The organism is Pseudomonas sp. F2 (genome assembly GCF_057174385.1).
Genome location: NZ_CM169904.1, coordinates 518,842 through 537,615, shown reverse-complemented (window position 1 = coordinate 537,615; position 18,774 = coordinate 518,842). Strand labels below are relative to the sequence as shown.

Genomic DNA, 18,774 nt, shown 5'->3' with positions numbered 1-18,774 from the left:
TCCTACAGCGCTTACATTTCTTAAACATTTGATTTTGCTGCGTTCAACGCTAGGCCATCAGGGTTTCCCCGAGGGCTCTCATCGAGTTCTCAAAGACCTGCCCCGCATTACCGGGACTGACATTTCTCGAAACCGCTCCAAACCCCGAGGCCGGGTAAGCAACTGACGATCGGCACAAAAACATAATTGCCACAAAATATTACTTGCGTCATATTACGACTGTAATAACCAATCGTTCCCGCAGGTATTACGCTATGACCGCCATGTCCACCCTCGAGCCCGACCTGTCATCCCCGGTCACCCCCGCCAAACCGCCTTTGCGCAAGCGCCTGCTGCTGACCGGCTCTGGCCTGATCGCGCTGGTCATGGTCGGCGTGTACGCCAGTCATTGGTGGAGCACCGGGCGTTTTCTCGAGGAGACTGACGATGCCTACATCGGTGGCGACGTCACGGTGATCGGGCCGAAGGTTGCCGGCTACATCGAAGAAGTGCTGGTCAGCGACAACCAGTCGGTCAAGACCGGCGATGTGTTGATCCGACTTGATGCGCGCGACTATCGCGCCAACCTCGCCAAAGCCGAAGGCGCAGTAGCCGCCGAAGAGGCGCTGCTGGCCAACCTCGATGCCACTGAACAACTGCAGCACGCCGTGATCGGCCAAGCCCGCGCCGGCATCGATGCCGCTGGTGCCGAAACCGCCCGTTCGCGGGACGACAACGCGCGCTACAAACGCCTGGTCAGCAGCAATGCCGTGTCGGTGGAAAGCGCCCAACGCGCCGACGCCAGCTTCAAGACCGCCCAGGCCCTGAGTGCCCGCGCCCAGGCCGAACTGCTCGCCGCCCAGCGCCAACTGGCGGTGATCGACACCCAAAAACAACAGGCCCGTGCCGCCCTGCAACAAGCCCGGGCCGAGCGTGATCTGGCGCAGTTGAACCTCGGCTACACCGAACTGCGCGCGCCGGTTGACGGCGTGATCGGCAATCGCCGCGCACGGGTCGGCGCCTATGCCCAGGCCGGCTCGCAACAGCTGTCGGTGGTGCCGGCCAGCGGTCTGTGGGTGGATGCCAATTTCAAGGAGGACCAACTGGCGCGGATGAAACCCGGGCAACGGGTGAGCATCCGCGCCGACGTGCTTTCCGGCCAGGAGTTCCACGGCCGCCTCGACAGCCTCGCCCCCGCCACCGGCTCGCAATTCAGCGTGCTGCCGCCAGAGAACGCCACCGGCAACTTCACCAAAATCGTCCAGCGGGTGCCGGTGCGAATTCTGCTCGATCCGGCGGACGGCGTGCTCGGGCATCTGCGGCCAGGCTTGTCGGTCACCGCTGAAGTCGACACCCGCGCGCCCGCTGAATCCAGCGCCGTGGCCGTCGCACCATGAGCACCACCCTCACCGCCCCGGCGCAACCGTTCAACGCCGCCGACATGGCTACCGCGACCAAAGTATTCGCCTTCGCCACGATGTGCATCGGCATGTTCATTGCGCTGCTGGACATCCAGATCGTCTCGGCCTCGCTGCGCGACATCGGCGGCGGACTCTCGGCCGGCACCGACGAAACCGCGTGGGTGCAGACCAGTTACCTGATCGCCGAAATCATCGTGATCCCGCTGTCGGGCTGGCTGTCGCGGGTGTTCTCCACCCGCTGGCTGTTCTGTGCTTCGGCGGTCGGCTTCACCCTGGCCAGTTTGCTTTGCGGTGTGGCGTGGAACATCCAGAGCATGATCGCCTTTCGGGCGCTGCAGGGCTTTCTCGGCGGCTCGATGATCCCGCTGGTATTCACCACCGCGTTCTTTTTCTTCACCGGCAAACAACGGGTGATTGCCGCCGCAACCATCGGCGCCGTGGCGTCACTGGCGCCGACCCTGGGTCCGGTAATCGGTGGCTGGATTACCGACATTTCCTCATGGCACTGGCTGTTCTACATCAACCTGGTGCCGGGAATTTTCGTCGCCGTGGCCGTGCCGATGCTGGTAAAGATCGACCAGCCGGAACTGGCGCTGCTCAAGGGCGCGGACTACTTGAGCATGGTATTTCTCGCGCTGTTTCTCGGCTGCCTGGAATACACCCTCGAAGAAGGCCCGCGCTGGAACTGGTTCAGCGATCAAACGATTCTGACCACGGCATGGATCAGCGGTCTGGCGGGTCTGGCCTTTATCGGGCGCACCTTGCACGTGGCCAATCCGATCGTTGATTTGCGCGCCCTCAAGGATCGCAATTTCACCCTCGGCTGCTTCTTTTCCTTCGTCACCGGGATTGGTCTGTTCGCGACGATTTACTTGACGCCGCTGTTTCTCGGCCGGGTGCGTGGCTACAGCGCACTGGATATTGGTCTGGCGGTTTTTCCACCGGGGTGTTCCAGATCATGGCGATTCCGTTGTACGCCTTTCTCGCCAATCGCATGGATTTGCGTTGGATCATGATGCTTGGGTTGGGCTTGTTTGCCGTATCGATGTGGGAGTTCAGTCCAATCACCCACGACTGGGGCGCCGGCCAATTGATGTTGCCGCAAGCGCTGCGCGGGATCGCCCAGCAACTGGCGGTGCCGCCGGCAGTGACATTGACTTTGGGAGGCTTGGCACCGGCACGCTTGAAGCACGCTTCGGGGCTGTTCAACCTGATGCGCAATCTGGGCGGAGCCATCGGCATTGCCGCGTGCGCGACCATTCTCAATGACCGCACCAACCTGCACTTCACCCGCTTGGCCGAGCATTTGAACAGCAGCAACGAGGCGCTGAATCAGTGGCTGGCGCAGGTCGGTGGCAACCTGGCGACACTGGGTCAGAGTGGTGACGTCGGGACCACCGCCGGCCTGCGTCAACTGTGGTTGCTGACTTACCGCGAGGCGCAGACCCAGACCTACGGCGATACCTTTTTGATGATCATGCTGTGCTTCATCATCGCCACGGCGATGGTGCCCTTGATGCGCAAGGTGCAACCACCGGCTGCGCCGAGTGCAGATGCGCATTAATGCCTCGCCCGTGTAGGAGCTGCCGCAGGCTGCGATCTTTTGATCTTGTCTTTAAAAGATCGCAGCCTCGTTTCACTCGACAGCTCCTACAGGGTTATGGGTTGCGGCTTAGAGCTGCGGAGTTTTGCGGAAACCCACGGCCAGGCGGTTCCAGCTGTTGATGGTGTTGATCGCCACGCTCAGGTCGACCATTTCCTTGGGCGTGAATTGCGCGGCGACGATGTCGTAGTCTTCGTCCGGGGCGTGGGTCAGGCTCAGTTGGGTCAACGACTCGGTCCACAGCAGTGCAGCACGTTCGCGCTCGGTGAAGAATGGTGCTTCACGCCAGGCGGTCACCGCGAACAGCCGGCGCGGGGTTTCGCCGCCCTTGATCGCGTCAGCGGTGTGCATGTCGATGCAGAATGCGCAGCCGTTGATCTGCGATGCACGCAGCTTGACCAGCTCGATCAGGGTCTTTTCCAGCGGCAGTTTCGAGACCGCAGTTTCCAGGGCCATCATCGCTTTCAGGGCGTCTGGGGAAGCAGTGTAGAAATCGGTACGAGCTTTCATGGTGGAGTTTCCGGGGGCCAGTGAATGTGTGACTAAGGTAGTCCCGCCACTGCCCCGGACAAATAGCCAATCTCCCGGAAGACGAGTAGACCACCGCGTCACACGCGCTGGCGCAACCAGTGCAGGAACCCGGTTTTCGCCACCACGGTCGGCACGTCCTGGGTCAGGGTCTGAGCCTTGTGCAGGCGATAATCGAGCAAGGCTTTCATCGCCTCGTTGATGTCGTGGCGGGCATCCAGGCACGGCTTCAGGTAGGTCTTCTCGATGCGATACAGCGCGCAGAAGGTTTTCGCCGCGAAGGTCGCCGGTACTGAAGAATCGGACAGAATACCGGCCTCGCCAATCACTTCGCCCGGCCCCATGCGCCCGGATTCGAACGGGCTACCATGGCGGGTCAGGGTCACGCTGACCACGCCGGATTCGATGATGAACAAATGATCGCTGACCTCCCCGGCTTCGAGGATCGTCTCGCCGGCACGGAAGGTTTGCAGGGTCATGTTCTGGCTGAAGGTGTCTTTTTCTTCCTGGCGCAGGGTGGAGAAAATCGGTGAGCTGTCGAGCAGCGCCCGCGGCCGCGAAAGGTTACCGGCAACGATTGGCTCGACACTCGACAACAGATTGACCCCGGACGCCTGCAGATGCCGGTAAGCCAGATCGAACAGCTGATTGCGCACCGGACGTTTCTGGTCCATCGACGACACAAAGCCGCTGATTTCATATTCGACACCGGTGCTGCTGGCGCTTTTCAGTGCGACGCTCGGCGCGGGATTGTCCAGCAGCGGACGGCAGCCCTGCATCGCCCGCTCCAGCGCATCGATCACCGTATTGGGCCGGGCATGCGGGCTGACCTGGACACTGACGGCCAGGCCGAACATGTTGCTCGGCCGGCTAAAGTTGATGATCTTGGCCTTGGCCGCCAGCGAGTTGGGAATCACCGCCATGCTGCCCTGGCTGGTCTGCAGACGCGTAGCGCGCCAATCGATGTCGATGACCCGGCCTTCGGTGCCGTCGATGGAGATCCAGTCATCGATCTGATACGGCTTGGTAGTGTTGAGCACGATCCCGGAAAACACATCACTGAGGGTGCTCTGCAACGCCAGACCGACAATGATCGCCAAGGCCCCGGACGTCGCCAGCACACCTTTGACCGGCAGATCGAGCACGTAGGCCAGAGCGGCGATAATGGCGATCAGGAAAATCACCGCCCCGAGCAGATCCTGCAACAGCCGCCCGGTGTGCCCGACCCGCTGCATCATCACCGCGCCGATCAACACGGTCAGGGTGCGCGCGCCGAACAGCCACCAGCCGATCTGCAACCCGGTCGCCGCCAGATGCAACGGCACATTGTCCGCCCACGGCGCCGGCTCCATCGGGTTGAGGCCTTCGTTGAACAGCACCGCGCTGAACAGGCTGAAAATCAGCACCCGCACCAGCAGCTTCCACTCGCTGCCACGGGCACTGATCAGGCGCCACAGGCCCAGATCGAGCAGGATCAGAATCAACGCGCAAAACAACGGATGTTCGGTCAAAAAAGACAACATCAAAGCACTCCGACAGGGCCCAGTCGCGAGAAGATCGCACAGATTGGGCAAGTGTAGGAGTAATTGATTTCAGAGGCAGAACACCCGCGCAAAAACACCAAAAACCAATGGGGAGCGGGCTTGCTCGCGAAGGCGGTGGATCAGTCAGACACGCATCGACTGTAAGTCCGCTTTCGCGGGCAAGCCCGCTCCCACAGGGATGAAATTTACCCGTGCATTTGGCCAAAACGCCCGGACTGGAAGTCGGCGAATGCCTGATGAATTTCCTGCTCGGTGTTCATCACGAACGGGCCATGGCCGACAATCGGTTCGTCGATCGGCTCGCCGCTGAGCAGCAGCACCACCGCGTCTTCACCGGCCTCAAGGGTCAACTGACGCCCCTCACGTTCAAACAGCACCAATTGCCCGACACCCGCCGTTTGCGCACCGTTGATCTGCACCGACCCTTTCAACAGCACCAGCGCAGTGTTGCGCCCTTCGTGCAGATCCAGGCTCAGCAACTTGCCGGCATTGAGCCGCAGGTCCCAGACGTCGATCGGCGTGAACGTGCGCGATGGGCCTGTATGCCCCTCGAACTCACCAGCGATCAGCCGCAGGCTGCCGGCGTCGTCCTTCAGCGCGATATTCGGAATATCGCCGTCGAGTATGGTCTGGTAGCCGGGCGCGGCCATTTTGTCCTTGGCCGGCAGGTTGACCCACAGCTGCACCATTTCCAGATTGCCGCCGGTTCTGGCGAAATCATCCGAGTGAAACTCTTCATGCAGGATCCCGGACGCAGCCGTCATCCACTGCACGTCGCCCGGGCCGATGGTGCCGCCGCTGCCGGAGGAGTCACGGTGCTGCACCTCGCCGTCGTAGACGATGGTCACGGTTTCAAAACCACGATGCGGATGCTGGCCAACACCGCGGCGCTCGGTGGTCGGGGTGAATTGCGCGGGTCCTGCGTGATCGAGCAGCAGGAACGGGCTGATGTGCTTGCCCAGGTTGTCGTAGGAAAACAGGGTGCGCACCGGGAAACCATCGCCGACCCAATGGCCGCGAGGGCTGGTGTAGATACCGATGATGTTTTTCATGGTTGCCTCCAGAAAAGTGGGTGACGCAATGGATTAAGCTTAAATCCATGACGGTCGGAGGACTAGACGGCAAAAATCAGCTTAAGTGTTCCATCTGCAGGACAGTAGTGCACCTTTCGCGAGCCATTCACAACCCCCTGTAGGAGCTGCGGCACGCTGCGATCTTTTGATCTTGTTGTTTAAAATCAAAAGATCGCAGCGTGCCGCAGCGCCTGCAAGATTCGTGACTTCTGCTCAACAGTGCTTTGCCCCACCAGCGGTTTTTCTCAAGGACGCAGACGCGGATACTCCCGCCCATTCTCACTGCAACCCTGGAGTCATCAATGTCTGTTCCCGCTTTTGGTCTGGGTACGTTTCGCCTGCAAGGCCAGGTGGTCATCGATTCGGTGCGCAATGCGCTGGATCTCGGTTACCGCGTCATCGACACCGCGCAGATCTACGAGAACGAAGCCGAGGTCGGTCAGGCCATCGCCGCCAGCGGCATTGCTCGCCAGGATCTGTTCATCACCAGCAAGATCTGGATCGCCAACTTCGCCAGGGATCGCTTGATCGACAGCCTCAAGGAAAGCCTGCGCAAGCTGCAGACCGACTACCTCGACCTGACGCTGATCCACTGGCCATCGCCGGAAGATCAAGTGCCGGTCGCCGAGTTCATGGGCGCACTGCTCGAAGCCAAACGTCTGGGCCTGACCCGGCAGATCGGCGTTTCCAACTTCACCATCGAGCTGATGCAACAGGCGATTGCAGCGGTCGGCGCAGACAACATCGCCACCAACCAGATCGAACTGCACCCGTACCTGCAAAACCGCAAAGTGGTCGAGTTCGCGCAAAGCCAAGGCATCCAGATCACCTCGTACATGACCCTGGCCTATGGCGAAGTGCTCAAGGACCCGCTGATCCAGCAGATCGCCACACGCCTGCAAGCGACCCCAGCGCAAGTCACTCTGGCCTGGGCGATGCAACAGGGCTACGCGGTGATTCCATCGTCGACCCGACGCGCCAATCTGCAAAGTAACCTCGGTGCTACGACGCTGACCCTGAGCGACGCCGACATGGCGTTGATCTCCACGCTGGAGCGTGGCCAGCGCCTGACCAACCCGAAAGGCATTGCCCCGCAGTGGGACTGATCGTTCAAGTCTGAAGGCGCTGCGCGAGACTGAGCATGGCCTCGCGCAGCATCTCGACCGAGCGCTCGACCACCTGAGTTTCGGCGTCTCGGCAGGCCTGCTCGAGATCCGCACAGGCTGCCGCCACTCGCGCGGCACCGACCATCTGCGCACCGCCCTTGATGTGATGAGCAAGCGTACGCAATTCGCTCAGATTGAGGGGCCGGCATGCGACGTCCAGCCGTTGCAGGTCGTCCAGCAGACTGCACAAGACTTGCTCTCGCAATCGTTGCATCAGCGCATGATCGTTACCGGCCATTTGCTCCAGCGCGCTCAGGTCGAGCTCGGTCAAGGGCAGTGGCGGCTTTGGCTCGCCTGCATTTTCGCTGTGTCCGGCGCCCTGCAATGCCAGCGCCAGATCAGCCAGGCGGATCGGTTTGAACAGGCAGTCATCCATACCGGCCTCAAGACACTGCGCCTTTTCCTCGATCTGCGCATTGGCGGTAAAGCCGATAATCAGACACCGTGCCCGGCCGCTCGCCGCCTCTTCGCCACGGATGGCCCGCGCGAGTTCGTAGCCGTTGCGCCGGGGCATGTTGCAGTCGGTGATCAGCACGTCAAACGCTTGTGCCCGCCAGCGTTGCAGCCCCTGTTCACCGTCTTCGATATCGACGGTGCGGTGGCCGAGTTCACTCAACTGCCAACAGAGCAGCAGCCGGTTGACCGGATGATCATCAACCACCAGCACGCTCAGCGAGCGCGCCGGCGTGTCCGCCACCGCGGTGCTTGCAGCCTCGGCGGCAAGCGCGGCCAACGATTGCAATTGCAGACTGATCTCGACCTGTGTTCCATGCCCCGGCTCGCTGGCAAGGCGCAGCGTACCGCCCATCATTTCGCAGAGCTCACGGCTGATCACCAAGCCCAGCCCCGAACCACTGCGCGCGGACTGCCCGGGGTTGCCGGCCTGCACAAACGGGCTGAACAGGCGCTGGCGGTCATGCTCGCTGATGCCGATGCCACTGTCTTCGATCACCACCGTCACGCCCACGCTTGCGAGCGGCATCGCGTGCACTGACAGCCGCACGCTGACCTCGCCTTGCTCGGTGAACTTGATCGCATTGCTCAACAGGTTCGACAGCACTTGCTTGAAGCGCACCGGATCAATCAACACGTCAACGTCGCTGCCCGCCCCCAGCTCGATGTGCCATAAGAGGCACTTTTGTCGCGCCAGCCCTTCGAATACCCGGCACACCGAAGCCACCAGTTCGCGCAGGTTGGCCCGCTGCGGCGCGAGGGACAACTGCCCGGATTCGATGCGCGCGATATCGAGAATGTCGCCGATCAGCGCGAGCAGTTGCTGACCGGCGCCCGACGCAACCTGAATCGCCAACCGGTCAGTGACACCCTCCTCGGCACGTTTGAGCGCCAATTCGAGCATGCCGATCAACGCGTTCATCGGCGTGCGGATTTCATGGCTCATGGTCGCCAGGAAAGTCGTCTTGGCGCGGTTGGCATCGTCAGCCGCCTCCTTGGCTTGCTGCAACTGATGCAACCATTGCTGACGCTGACGTAACTGCCGGCGCTGAAAACCGATCCAGGCCAATGCCAGCACCAGCAACCCCGCCGCGGTGACAAACCCCAGAACAATCTCGCGGCGGTGGCGCACCCAATAGCTCTCCTCCACCACCACATCATGGCTCCAGCGCTCGACCAACTCGTCCATCTGCTGAGGTGCGATGCTCAGCAGTGCCTTGTTCAGCAATGTGTGCAGCGCCGTGGCCTGCGGTGCGGTCGCCAACGCGATGCGTGCCGGTTGATCGCCAACGGTGTTGGTGATGCGCAAACGCTCGCGGTACTGGCGGGCAAGCAGAAAGCGCGCCACCAGCAGGGAACTGACCGTTGCATCGGCCTGGCCCTTGACGATCAGTTCCATGCCCTCAGCGGGACTGCGCACCTCCACCAGAGTTAATCGTGGCACGCGCCGCACCAGGTACTCGCGCAACGGATGCCCGCGATAAATGGCCAGTCGTTTACCCTGTAAATCGTCGCGGCTGCGCGGGCTGCCGGCCGTTGTCGCACTGATCAGCACAAACGGGTTGTTCAGATACGCGCGGGTGAACTGCAGCTCGGCTTCACGCTCGCTGCTCGGCGTCACCACCGGCAACACGTCGAGTTCACCGGCCCGGAGCTGTTCGATCTGGCGGTCCAGCGAACGTCCCCGAACCACGTCGAATTGCAAACCGGTGCGCTGGCTGATCAGGTTGAGCAGCTGTGCCGACAGACCACTGAAACGGCCCTCGGCATCAAAAAACTCAGCGGCGCAAAGTCCTCGATCACCCCCAAGCGCACCACCGGGTGCTGCGCCAACCAATCCTGCTCACTGGCACTCAGACGTACCCGCGACTGCGCGGCCATCTGCGCGCGCCCTGCGCTCCAGCGTTGCTCGATAAGCTGACGACGTTCCATGGGAATCGCCGCCAGTGCCTTGTCGATGATGCGTTTGAGGCGTACTTCACTGCGCCGCAGGGCGAAACCGAAGGCGTTGGCATCCAGCCCCGACGGCCCGGCCAATTGCAGGTCATTGCGATAATTGGTGTTGATCAGGTAATTGGTGCTGATCAGATCGCCTAGGTAGCCATCATCGACACCGAAAGCCACTGCCCCCAGTGCGTCCATCGCCGAGGGATAGCGCAGCACCTGCGCCTTGGGATAGAACGCCTGCACACTGGCCAGCGGCAGATAGTCCTCGACCATGGCGATGCGTTTGCCGGCCAGATCCGCCGGCAACGTTTCGTCTAACCGGGTCACCAGCATCGGCTGATCGTCGGCGTAAGTTCGCGACAGCACAAAGTCGGGGTCGGCGAGTTCAAAGCTGTTGGAGGTGCCCAGCAGGTCGAGTTCGCCCTGTTTGAGCGCAGCCATGACTTGCTCGCGATTGGCGAAACGCTGCACATCGATGCGCACCCCGAGCAGTTGCGCCAGCAGGTCGGCGTAATCGGCGGTGAGCCCTTCCAGCTCGTGTTGATTGCGGGTGATTTCGAACGGCGGATAGTCCGCACCGGAAATGCCCATGCGCAAGACCGGATGCTGGCGTAACCACTGACGGTCACGCTCATCGAGCGCGACAGGGATATTGTCCAGTTCGGCCTGGGCCAACAGTTCCAGGTGCTGCGCCGGCTCACTGGCCCAAGAGGTGGCCGTGATGCTCAACCACAGGACACAGCACCAGCCTTGCAGATTCATCAGGTCACTCAGAGCAGATGATTGCGTTTGGCGAGTTCACGCAAGTGCACCGTCGAGGTGATCCCGAGTTTTTTCATCAAACGGGTTTTGTAGGTGCTGACGGTTTTATGGCTCAGGTGCGTGTCTGCGGCGATCATTTTGTTGGCTTTGCCATGCGCCAATTGCACAAGGATATTCAACTCACGATTGGACAGGCCGTCGATCATCTGTTTTTCGCTGCGGTGCAAAGGGGTCGACGTATAGTCCTTGTCAGACGACGCCGCAAAATAGGCATAACCTGACATCAACGCCTGAATTGCCTTGTGCAATTGCAGCAACTGGTTGGTTTTGGCCACGAAGCCCAAGGCACCGGCACGCAAGCAGCGGTCCTGATAATACTGCGGGTCTTGAGAGGTGAAGATCAGCACCTTGCATTTGGGGTCGATGGCCTTCAGCCGTTCCAGCAGCTCCAGGCCACCGATCCCCGGCAACTTGAGGTCGAGCACCACCAGGTTGGGTTTGTGCTCACGATTCAGGGCCAGGGCCTCGCTGGCGCTCGCGGCCTCGTGAATCTCCTTGAATCGCTCGGTCTGGAGTACGAGTCTCACGGCTGCGCGCACCACCGGATGATCGTCGACGATCAGCGCTGACTTCATGACGGCTCCCCGTGCAACTACCTGACAAAGGCGCCACAGCGTCGGATGCTGCGGACGCCGTTGCTGTGCAAAGACTGTTACACGGGAATCACGCGGGATCTACCTGTCAGATCTGACAGTTGCAGCAAACGCCAAACCGTGCTCAACCCCGGCGCTGCAGGGCCGATGCCGGGTTCCAGGCATTCGCTGCGCACCCCGGCGAACCATCGGCCCGACCCATCAGGTGCTTGATCGCCGCCAGGTCGGGCAGTGCGACATGGCTGATCTGCATGTTCTCCTGAGCAAAACCTGCCGGCGTCTGCACCGGGGCCGAAGGTTCGTTGTAGATCAGCACATGACGGACATGCGGGTTGTTCAGGAAAAAGCCCGACAGATCCAGCGACCCGGCCGCCAGTTCGGCATTGATGACTACGGCATCGAAGGGGTCGCAGCCGTACTCCACCAGCGTCAGCAACTCCAGCAGACTCTGCACCGGAGCGACGCGGAAGTATTCGAGATGGTTGAACAGCCGCTCGATTTTCATTCGGTGAAAATGCTGCGGATCGGCAATCAGGATGCGCAGGGTTTTATTGATCATGCTCGATGTCCCGAAGCTCGGAGGTGGCGCGCCAAGACTACGCATCTCGCCGGAACAGCTCTGTAGGACCTTTCCTAAAAATCCGCTCATTCGTCTGTTCCTTTGCCGTGGTTGCGCCGTTGCAGCCAGTTCAACAGATCGACCCCGGCCATCGGCCGTGCGTACCAGTAGCCCTGCCCTTGCGTGCAGCCCGGCGCCAGCAGTTCGCGACGTTGCGCGGCGGTTCCGATGCCTTCGATGACCACGCTCATGCCCAGGGCTTCGCCCAACGCCAGGGTGCTGCTGATGGCCGCGCGAAAACGGGGTTCATGCGCAAGGTTGTGAATGAAATCGGCGTCGAGCTTGATCTCGTTGAAGGGCAACTGACACAGGCGCTGCAACGAAGAGAATCCGGCGCCGAAGTCATCGAACGACAAGCGACAGCCCATCATCCGCAACCGCACCAGCGTCTCCAGGCTGGTGGCCGGTGCTTCGGGCAGGCCGCTTTCGGTCAGCTCGAAGGTCAGGCCCGAACCGCTGCTTGCCTGTTCGGCCAGCAGGCTGTTCAACGTCGACGTCAGTTGCGCATTGGCCAGTTGCACGGTTTGCAGGTTGAACGCCACGTTCAGGACACAACCGTGCGCCCGGGCGCTGCGCTGCATCTGCAAGTCGCACAGGGCGGTGTCCACCGAGTTCATGACAGCGGCGGCGATTGTAATCGCCGAGAGCCACGCCGAATGGCAGCCCGATATTGTTGCCTTATTCGGTGGTACTCGGACTCCAGAACGCCTGCACCACCAGCGCTGAAGTCGAGATTCGCGCCACCAGTGCGTCCAGCTCGTCACCGTCCACCGAGGTGGTCGCCAGCGTCGCTTCGATCTCGATTTCGTCGGCACCGAAGGCATGTACATCGACGTCGCTGGCCGGGTAATTGCTGCGTTCCAGCTCGGCTTCGAGCAGGGCGAACACGGCTTTCTGCTGCGAGCGCCGGGCGATCACGTAAACGATGTTGGTGACTTCGGCCGAGACCACGTCCAGTGGCTGGCGGTTGATGTTGTTGACGATCGGCCGCAGCAAGGTGTTGGCGGCGAGGATGAACAGCGTGCCGAGCACCGCTTCGGCCAACAGATCAGCCCCGGCGCAGGCGCCGACGGCGGCGGAAGTCCACAAGGTTGCGGCGGTGTTGAGGCCACGGACGTTACCTTCCTCGCGCATGATCACGCCTGCGCCGAGAAAGCCGATGCCGGAAACCACGTACGCGACCACCCGCACCGCGCCTTCTGCGCCGCCGAGACGGTTGGCCATGTCGACGAAAATCGCCGCACCGACCGCCACCAGCACGTTGGTGCGCAGGCCGGCGGTGCGTTGCCGGTACTGGCGCTCGAAACCGATCAGGCCACCGAGGATGAACGCCGCGCTGAGGCTGACGAGGGTGTCGAGCAGCGAGGTGAGGTTGAGGTTGTTGATGGCTTGCATGATGACGCTCCTTGAATAGTCCACAGTCCCTTTGTCGGGCTTGCTGCCAATTCACTTGAAATACCCGTTCCCTGTAGGAGCTGCCGCAGGCTGCGATCTGTTGATTTTGTTTTTAAAAGACAAGATCAACAGATCGCAGCCTGCGGCAGCTCCTACAGGGGCAGCATTACTGCCAGCCGAACCGGCGGATGTAGAAACCTTTCACCGCCTGGGTCAGCGCCATGTACGCCAGCAGGATCATCGGCAGGAACACGAAGTACATCGACGGCAGTGCCTGCAATTTGAAGTAGTTGGCCAGCGGCCCCATCGGCAGGAAGATCCCGACCGCCATGATGATCCCGGTCATCACAAGCAGCGGCATAGCTGCACGGCTTTGCAGGAACGGAATCTTCGGCGTGCGGATCATGTGCACGATCAGCGTCTGGGTCAGCAGCCCCACCACGAACCAGCCGGACTGGAACAGCGTCTGGTGATCCGGGGTGTTGGCATCGAACACGTACCACATCAAGGCGAACGTGGTGATGTCAAAGATCGAACTGATCGGCCCGAAGAACAGCATGAAGCGCCCGACATCCGCCGGCTGCCAGCGCTGTGGCTTTTTCAGCATCTCGTCATCGACGTTGTCGAACGGAATGGCGATCTGCGAAATGTCGTAGAGCAGGTTCTGTACCAGCAGGTGCATCGGCAACATCGGCAGGAACGGAATGAACGCACTCGCCACCAGCACCGAGAACACGTTGCCGAAGTTGGAGCTGGCCGTCATCTTGATGTACTTGAGCATGTTGGCGAAGGTGCGGCGCCCTTCGAGCACGCCCTCCTCCAACACCATCAGGCTCTTTTCCAGGAGGATGATGTCAGCGGCTTCCTTGGCGATGTCCACCGCGCTGTCCACCGAAATACCGATGTCGGCGGTACGCAGCGCCGGCGCATCGTTGATGCCGTCGCCCATGAAACCGACCACATGGCCGTTGCCTTTGAGGATGCGCACGATGCGCTCCTTGTGCGACGGCGTGAGCTTGGCGAAGACGTTGGTTTTCTCTACCGCCACGGCCAGTTCGGCATCGCTCATGCGCTCGATGTCGTTGCCCATCAGCAAGCCCTGTTGCGCGAGGCCGACTTCGCGGCAAATCTTCGCGGTCACCAGTTCGTTGTCACCGGTCAGCACTTTGACCGCGACGCCGTGCTCGGCCAGCGCCTTGAGCGCCGGCGCAGTGCTTTCCTTGGGTGGATCGAGGAACGCCACGTAACCGATCAGCGTCAGTTCCTGCTCATCCTCCAGGCTGTAAGTGTCGCGACCTTCCGGCATCGAACGGGCAGCCACCGCCACCACGCGCAAGCCTTCAGCGTTGAATGCTGCGGTGACCTGACGAATCCGGGTCAGCAATTCATCGCTCAAGGCTTCTTCGATTTCGCCGTGCTGCACCCGGGTGCACACCGCCAACACTTCTTCCACTGCGCCTTTGCAGATCAGCAGATGCGGTTCACCACGCCCTTCGACCACCACCGACATGCGCCGGCGATTGAAGTCGAACGGGATCTCATCAACCTTGCGAAACGCCGTGCCAACCTTCAGTTCGCGATGGATTTCCACGTGTTCCAGCACCGCCACGTCGAGCAGGTTTTTCAGCCCGGTCTGGTAGTAGCTGTTGAGGTAGGCCTTTTCCAGCACATCGTCGGAGTCTTCACCCCAGACGTCGACATTGCGCGCGAGGAAGATCTTGTCCTGGGTCAGGGTGCCGGTCTTGTCGGTGCACAGCACATCCATGGCGCCGAAGTTCTGGATCGCGTCCAGACGTTTGACGATGACCTTTTTGCGCGACAGGAACACCGCACCTTTGGCCAGCGTCGAGGTGACGATCATCGGCAGCATTTCCGGGGTCAGGCCCACGGCAATCGACAGCGCGAACAGCAGCGCTTCGGTCCAGTCGCCCTTGGTGAAACCGTTGATGAACAGCACCAGCGGCGCCATGACGAACATGAAGCGGATCAGCAGCCAGCTGACTTTGTTCACGCCCAGCTGGAACGAGGTCACGGCGCGGTCAGTTACGCCCACACGCTGTGCCAACGCGCCGAAATAGGTGCTGTTGCCCGTGGTGAGAATCACCGCCACCGCCGTGCCGGACACCACGTTGGTGCCCATGAACAGAATGTTCTCCAGCTCCAGCGGATTGCGCGTGTCGCGGTCGGCCTGACGGGCAAACTTTTCCACCGGCATCGATTCGCCGGTCATCGCCGCCTGGCTGACGAACAGATCCTTGGCGCTGAGCACCCGACAGTCAGCGGGAATCATGTCGCCGGCGGACAGCACAATCAGGTCGCCCGGCACCAGCTGCTTGATCGGCAGTTCGATGCGCGGCTCGTCGCGGCGCATCACCGTGGCGGTGTTGCTGACCATCGCCTTGAGCGCGTCGGCGGCCTGGTTGGATTTGCTTTCCTGCCAGAAGCGCAGCAGCGTCGACAGCACCACCATGGAGAAAATCACCGTGGCGGCTTTCAGGTCTTCGGTCAGCCAGGAGATCACCGCCAACAGGGTCAGCAGCAGGTTAAACGGGTTTTTGTAGCAGTGCCACAGGTGAGTCCACCATGGCAGCGGCTGCTCGTGTTCGACTTCGTTGAGGCCGTACTGCGCGCGCAGTGCGTCGACTTCAAAATCGGTCAGGCCGTCGGTGTGAGTACCCAGCGACGAGAGCAGTTCGCCGCTGTCGCGATGGGCCGCATCGACCAGGGTGTTGGCCAGCGTGGGCGGGACTTCACGGCTGACCGTGGTGTCGTTGATCGATTCCAGCAGCGCCAGACGGCGGAAGTGCCGGGCGATGTGGCGTGTGCGCAGGAAGCCTGCGAAAAATTCCTTGAGCGTAAGTTTCATGGCTGTTGCCCCTATGGTCAGCCGGGAAACCGTCGAGCAGGTACGACCATGCCTCGTTCACCGGAAAATCCGGCACGGCAAGGCTTGGCGCGCCGGTCAGAAAAGACAGGCGTGTCGATAGGTTTGCGATCGCGACCACACGGTCGAAATCACATACTTTCAGTGTCGATGAGAAGGACGTCGGGACATGGTCTCAACTGACCATGATCGGGATGCCGCTGCTCGCTTTACGGCGAGACAACGGCAGAGAAAGGCTGCGCGTTATCTTGCCGAGAATCTGCCGGTTACCGAGACCGGCCGACAACTGTCACTCGAACAAGTACCCACTGTGGGTCTCCGCTATTGATGAAAACGCGCGAAGCTTACGCCTCGATGATTGGAGAGTAAACCCGCAAAAGGAAGTGTGTCGGGGAATGTGGCGGGTGTTCAGGAAGGGTTCAGGATTGAGATTTTTCGCTGGCCTCCAGGGCCCTGTCGCGGGCAAGCCCGCTCCCACAAGAATCTCCAGTGAATACAAGTTTTGCATCCGAAACAGATCCTGTGGGAGCTGGCTTGCCAGCGATTGCGGTGTATCAGGCAAAGCAGATTCAGCTGGCCGTCGCCAACAACAGATCCGCCATCGAACGATGCCCACGGTTCTTGCCATGCTCATACAGCGAACCGGCAATCTCGTCGGCACGCACCGGCAACACCGACAGCAAGGTGTCGCTCAGACCATGGCTGGCCTGGCAGAAGCCCTGCATGTAGATGCCGGCCTTGCAGCGTTCGTCGGTAATCAGTTTGTAGTTGCGATCGACCTCGAAGTCACCGAGGTATTGCTCCAGCGGTGCCAACAGTTTGCGGTGCATCTGCCGCTCGTAACCGGTGGCCAGGACCACGGCGTCATAGATACGCACGGTGACTTCGCCGGTAGCGTTGTTGCGCACCGCCAGTTCGATGCCGCGCTCGGTGGCGCTGGCGCTTTCCACAGTGGTCAGGGTGCGGAACGCATGGCGGGCGATGCCCGAGACTTTCTGCCGATAGAAGATGCCGTAGATGCGTTCGATCAGGTCGATGTCCACCACCGAATAGTTGGTGTTGTGGTACTCGTTGACCAGGCGCTCACGCTCGGCGCTGTTTTGCTGGAACACCAGATCGGTGAACTCCGGCGAGAACACTTCGTTGACGAACGGGCTGTCGTCCGCAGGCTTGAGCGCCGAGCCGCGCAGGATCATGTCCACTTGCACCGACGGAAACGAATCGTTCAGATCGATGAAGGCTTCCGCCGCGCTCTGCCCGCCGCCGATGATCGCAATGCTCATCGGTTGATTGTTGATGCAAGGCTGCTTGGCCATCTGCGACAGATACTGCGAGTGGTGGAATACGCGGCTGTCACCCTTCAGCGCCTTGAACGCCTCCGGAATACGCGGCGTGCCGCCGGCACTGACCACCACCGAACGCGCGGTGCGCACGAACTGCTGGCCTTCGCTGTCGCGGGAGATCACGCGCAACGCTTCAACCTGATGGTTGTGCAGCACCGGTTCAATGGTCAGCACTTCTTCGCCATAGCGGCTCTGCTCGGTGAACTGCCCGGCGACCCAGCGCAGGTAATCGTTGTACTCCATGCGGCACGGATAGAAGGTGCCGAGGTTGATGAAATCCACCAGGCGGCCGTGAGCCTTCAGGTAATTGACGAACGAGTACGGACTGGTCGGATTGCGCAGGGTCACCAGATCCTTGAGGAAGGAAATCTGCAATTCGCTTTGGGTCGACAGGGTGTTGCCGTGCCAGCTGTAGTCGGCCTGCTTGTCGAGGAACAGCACATCCAGCTCGCCGTGGGTCGGGCCACGCTCTTGCAGAGCGATGGCCAGCGCCAGGTTCGAAGGGCCGAAACCGACGCCGATCAGGTCGTGAACGATGGGCGATGCAATTGCCTGAGTCATTTCCAGTGTCCTCTGGATGAACCCCTCAACAAGGGGAAAGGAGAGCCTAAGTGACCCGACTGGCCTTGAGCAGGACAGCAGGTCGTCTGTTGAGTAGGAACGAGGACAGGGAAATAAAATTTAGCGACGGCGGCTCAATGGGCATCCCATTGCTTGATGCGCAGGCGGCAATGCTTCATCGCATTGACGATGTGTTTTTCCACCAGTGCCTTGGAAATCCCCAGCTGTTCGGCGATCTGCGGGTGCGACAGGCCTTCGATCTTGCGCAGCAGAAAACTGTCGCGGCACAGCGGCGGCAATTCTGCCAGGGCGCGCTGGAGCATCTCCAGACGCTGGCCGTGATCGAGGGTGCCGTGGGGCGACGGGGTGAAATAACGCTCTTCGCTGTCGAGCACTTCCAGCGGCTCGACCTGACGCAAGGCGTTGCGCCGATGATCGTCGATCACCAGATTCAGCGCAGTGCGATAGAGAAACGCCCGGGGCTGCTCGATGGGCGTGTCGCTGGAGCGTTCCAGTACGCGCACATAAGCGTCATGCACCACATCTTCGGCGACCTGACGGTTGCCGAGCTTGGCGTTCAGGAAACACACCAGCTCGCGATAGTAGTTTTCCAACATGACTCCCGGCCGCTTCGATGCGGATTCGATCCTTGAGCACACTGATCGACGGCCCCGCAAACACGGGTAGCAAGATAGTGGCAACTTGAGGTGCGTAATTTATAGTAATTCTCATATAGATTTAAAGTGGCGTTTGTCGTTGCCCGCCAAATAGTGCCGTTCTATACCTGTAACATCCTGTGTCTTCGCTTAAATTCCCCTGCGCATTCATCGTTTACAGGACAGC

At 60.8% G+C, this 18,774-nt stretch carries 12 protein-coding genes and 2 pseudogenes; 3 read left to right on the top strand and 11 right to left on the bottom strand.

Annotation, left to right across the window (positions count from 1 at the left end):
- Nucleotides 1-254 precede the first annotated feature (254 nt).
- A complete protein-coding gene (locus tag AC193Q_RS02290; RefSeq protein WP_047295164.1) occupies nt 255-1,376 on the top strand; it encodes an HlyD family secretion protein in 1,122 nt (373 codons plus the stop codon).
- Nucleotides 1,373-2,964: pseudogene (locus tag AC193Q_RS02285) on the top strand (DHA2 family efflux MFS transporter permease subunit). The gene AC193Q_RS02290 and the pseudogene AC193Q_RS02285 overlap by 4 nt, the downstream one beginning before the upstream one ends.
- Before the next feature lie 108 nt (nt 2,965-3,072).
- Here the strand turns inward: AC193Q_RS02285 and AC193Q_RS02280 are convergent.
- The 3 genes from AC193Q_RS02280 to AC193Q_RS02270 form a co-directional block, all read right to left on the bottom strand.
- Nucleotides 3,073-3,513, bottom strand: a complete 441-nt coding sequence (locus AC193Q_RS02280; RefSeq protein ID WP_047295168.1) for a carboxymuconolactone decarboxylase family protein — start codon at nt 3,511-3,513, stop codon at nt 3,073-3,075.
- A 98-nt stretch (nt 3,514-3,611) separates the two neighbouring features.
- Nucleotides 3,612-5,054, bottom strand: coding sequence for a mechanosensitive ion channel domain-containing protein (locus AC193Q_RS02275; RefSeq protein ID WP_121184605.1), 1,443 nt, complete (start codon nt 5,052-5,054; stop codon nt 3,612-3,614).
- Nucleotides 5,055-5,260: 206 nt separating this feature from the next.
- Nucleotides 5,261-6,127 (bottom strand): pirin family protein, encoded by an 867-nt coding sequence (locus tag AC193Q_RS02270; protein WP_121184603.1) that lies wholly within the window; start codon nt 6,125-6,127, stop codon nt 5,261-5,263.
- Between the two features lie 323 nt (nt 6,128-6,450).
- On the opposite strand from AC193Q_RS02270, the gene dkgB reads away from it, so the two are divergent.
- Nucleotides 6,451-7,254, top strand: a complete 804-nt coding sequence (gene dkgB, locus AC193Q_RS02265; protein ID WP_121184601.1) for a 2,5-didehydrogluconate reductase DkgB — start codon at nt 6,451-6,453, stop codon at nt 7,252-7,254.
- A 4-nt stretch (nt 7,255-7,258) separates the two neighbouring features.
- On the opposite strand, the pseudogene AC193Q_RS02260 reads toward dkgB, so the two are convergent.
- The 8 genes and pseudogenes from AC193Q_RS02260 to AC193Q_RS02225 all read right to left on the bottom strand — a co-directional run bounded on the left by AC193Q_RS02260 (nt 7,259) and on the right by AC193Q_RS02225 (nt 18,548).
- Nucleotides 7,259-10,476: pseudogene (locus AC193Q_RS02260) on the bottom strand (transporter substrate-binding domain-containing protein).
- A gap of 8 nt (nt 10,477-10,484) precedes the next feature.
- Nucleotides 10,485-11,111 carry a response regulator transcription factor gene (locus tag AC193Q_RS02255; protein WP_121184597.1) on the bottom strand — a complete coding sequence of 209 codons (627 nt, stop codon included), beginning with the start codon at nt 11,109-11,111 and terminating at the stop codon, nt 10,485-10,487.
- 142 nt (nt 11,112-11,253) lie between these two features.
- Nucleotides 11,254-11,688, bottom strand: coding sequence for a chemotaxis protein CheY (locus AC193Q_RS02250; protein ID WP_121184595.1), 435 nt, complete (start codon nt 11,686-11,688; stop codon nt 11,254-11,256).
- 86 nt (nt 11,689-11,774) lie between these two features.
- Nucleotides 11,775-12,365: an EAL domain-containing protein gene (locus AC193Q_RS02245; RefSeq protein ID WP_483879102.1), complete on the bottom strand. Its 591-nt coding sequence runs from the start codon at nt 12,363-12,365 to the stop codon at nt 11,775-11,777.
- Between the two features lie 61 nt (nt 12,366-12,426).
- The gene (locus AC193Q_RS02240; RefSeq protein WP_007968289.1) at nt 12,427-13,143 is read right to left on the bottom strand and encodes an MgtC/SapB family protein; all 717 of its coding nucleotides are present in this window, start codon (nt 13,141-13,143) and stop codon (nt 12,427-12,429) included.
- Between the two features lie 166 nt (nt 13,144-13,309).
- Nucleotides 13,310-16,009, bottom strand: a complete 2,700-nt coding sequence (gene mgtA, locus AC193Q_RS02235) for a magnesium-translocating P-type ATPase (RefSeq protein ID WP_483879101.1) — start codon at nt 16,007-16,009, stop codon at nt 13,310-13,312.
- Nucleotides 16,010-16,596: 587 nt separating this feature from the next.
- Nucleotides 16,597-17,931 (bottom strand): lysine N(6)-hydroxylase/L-ornithine N(5)-oxygenase family protein, encoded by a 1,335-nt coding sequence (locus AC193Q_RS02230; protein WP_483879100.1) that lies wholly within the window; start codon nt 17,929-17,931, stop codon nt 16,597-16,599.
- Between the two features lie 134 nt (nt 17,932-18,065).
- Entirely contained in the window at nt 18,066-18,548 is a 483-nt protein-coding gene (locus AC193Q_RS02225; protein WP_047295188.1) for a sigma-70 family RNA polymerase sigma factor, read from the bottom strand.
- Nucleotides 18,549-18,774 lie beyond the last annotated feature (226 nt).

Bases quoted from the DNA above. Each gene is read 5' to 3' on its own strand.
- AC193Q_RS02290 (WP_047295164.1), top strand. From the start codon at position 255: ATGACCGCCATGTCCACCCTCGAGCCCGACCTGTCATCCCCGGTCACC.
- AC193Q_RS02280 (WP_047295168.1), bottom strand. From the start codon at position 3,513: ATGAAAGCTCGTACCGATTTCTACACTGCTTCCCCAGACGCCCTGAAA.
- AC193Q_RS02275 (WP_121184605.1), bottom strand. From the start codon at position 5,054: ATGTTGTCTTTTTTGACCGAACATCCGTTGTTTTGCGCGTTGATTCTG.
- AC193Q_RS02270 (WP_121184603.1), bottom strand. From the start codon at position 6,127: ATGAAAAACATCATCGGTATCTACACCAGCCCTCGCGGCCATTGGGTC.
- dkgB (WP_121184601.1), top strand. From the start codon at position 6,451: ATGTCTGTTCCCGCTTTTGGTCTGGGTACGTTTCGCCTGCAAGGCCAG.
- AC193Q_RS02255 (WP_121184597.1), bottom strand. From the start codon at position 11,111: ATGAAGTCAGCGCTGATCGTCGACGATCATCCGGTGGTGCGCGCAGCC.
- AC193Q_RS02250 (WP_121184595.1), bottom strand. From the start codon at position 11,688: ATGATCAATAAAACCCTGCGCATCCTGATTGCCGATCCGCAGCATTTT.
- AC193Q_RS02245 (WP_483879102.1), bottom strand. From the start codon at position 12,365: ATGAACTCGGTGGACACCGCCCTGTGCGACTTGCAGATGCAGCGCAGC.
- AC193Q_RS02240 (WP_007968289.1), bottom strand. From the start codon at position 13,143: ATGCAAGCCATCAACAACCTCAACCTCACCTCGCTGCTCGACACCCTC.
- mgtA (WP_483879101.1), bottom strand. From the start codon at position 16,009: ATGAAACTTACGCTCAAGGAATTTTTCGCAGGCTTCCTGCGCACACGC.
- AC193Q_RS02230 (WP_483879100.1), bottom strand. From the start codon at position 17,931: ATGACTCAGGCAATTGCATCGCCCATCGTTCACGACCTGATCGGCGTC.
- AC193Q_RS02225 (WP_047295188.1), bottom strand. From the start codon at position 18,548: ATGTTGGAAAACTACTATCGCGAGCTGGTGTGTTTCCTGAACGCCAAG.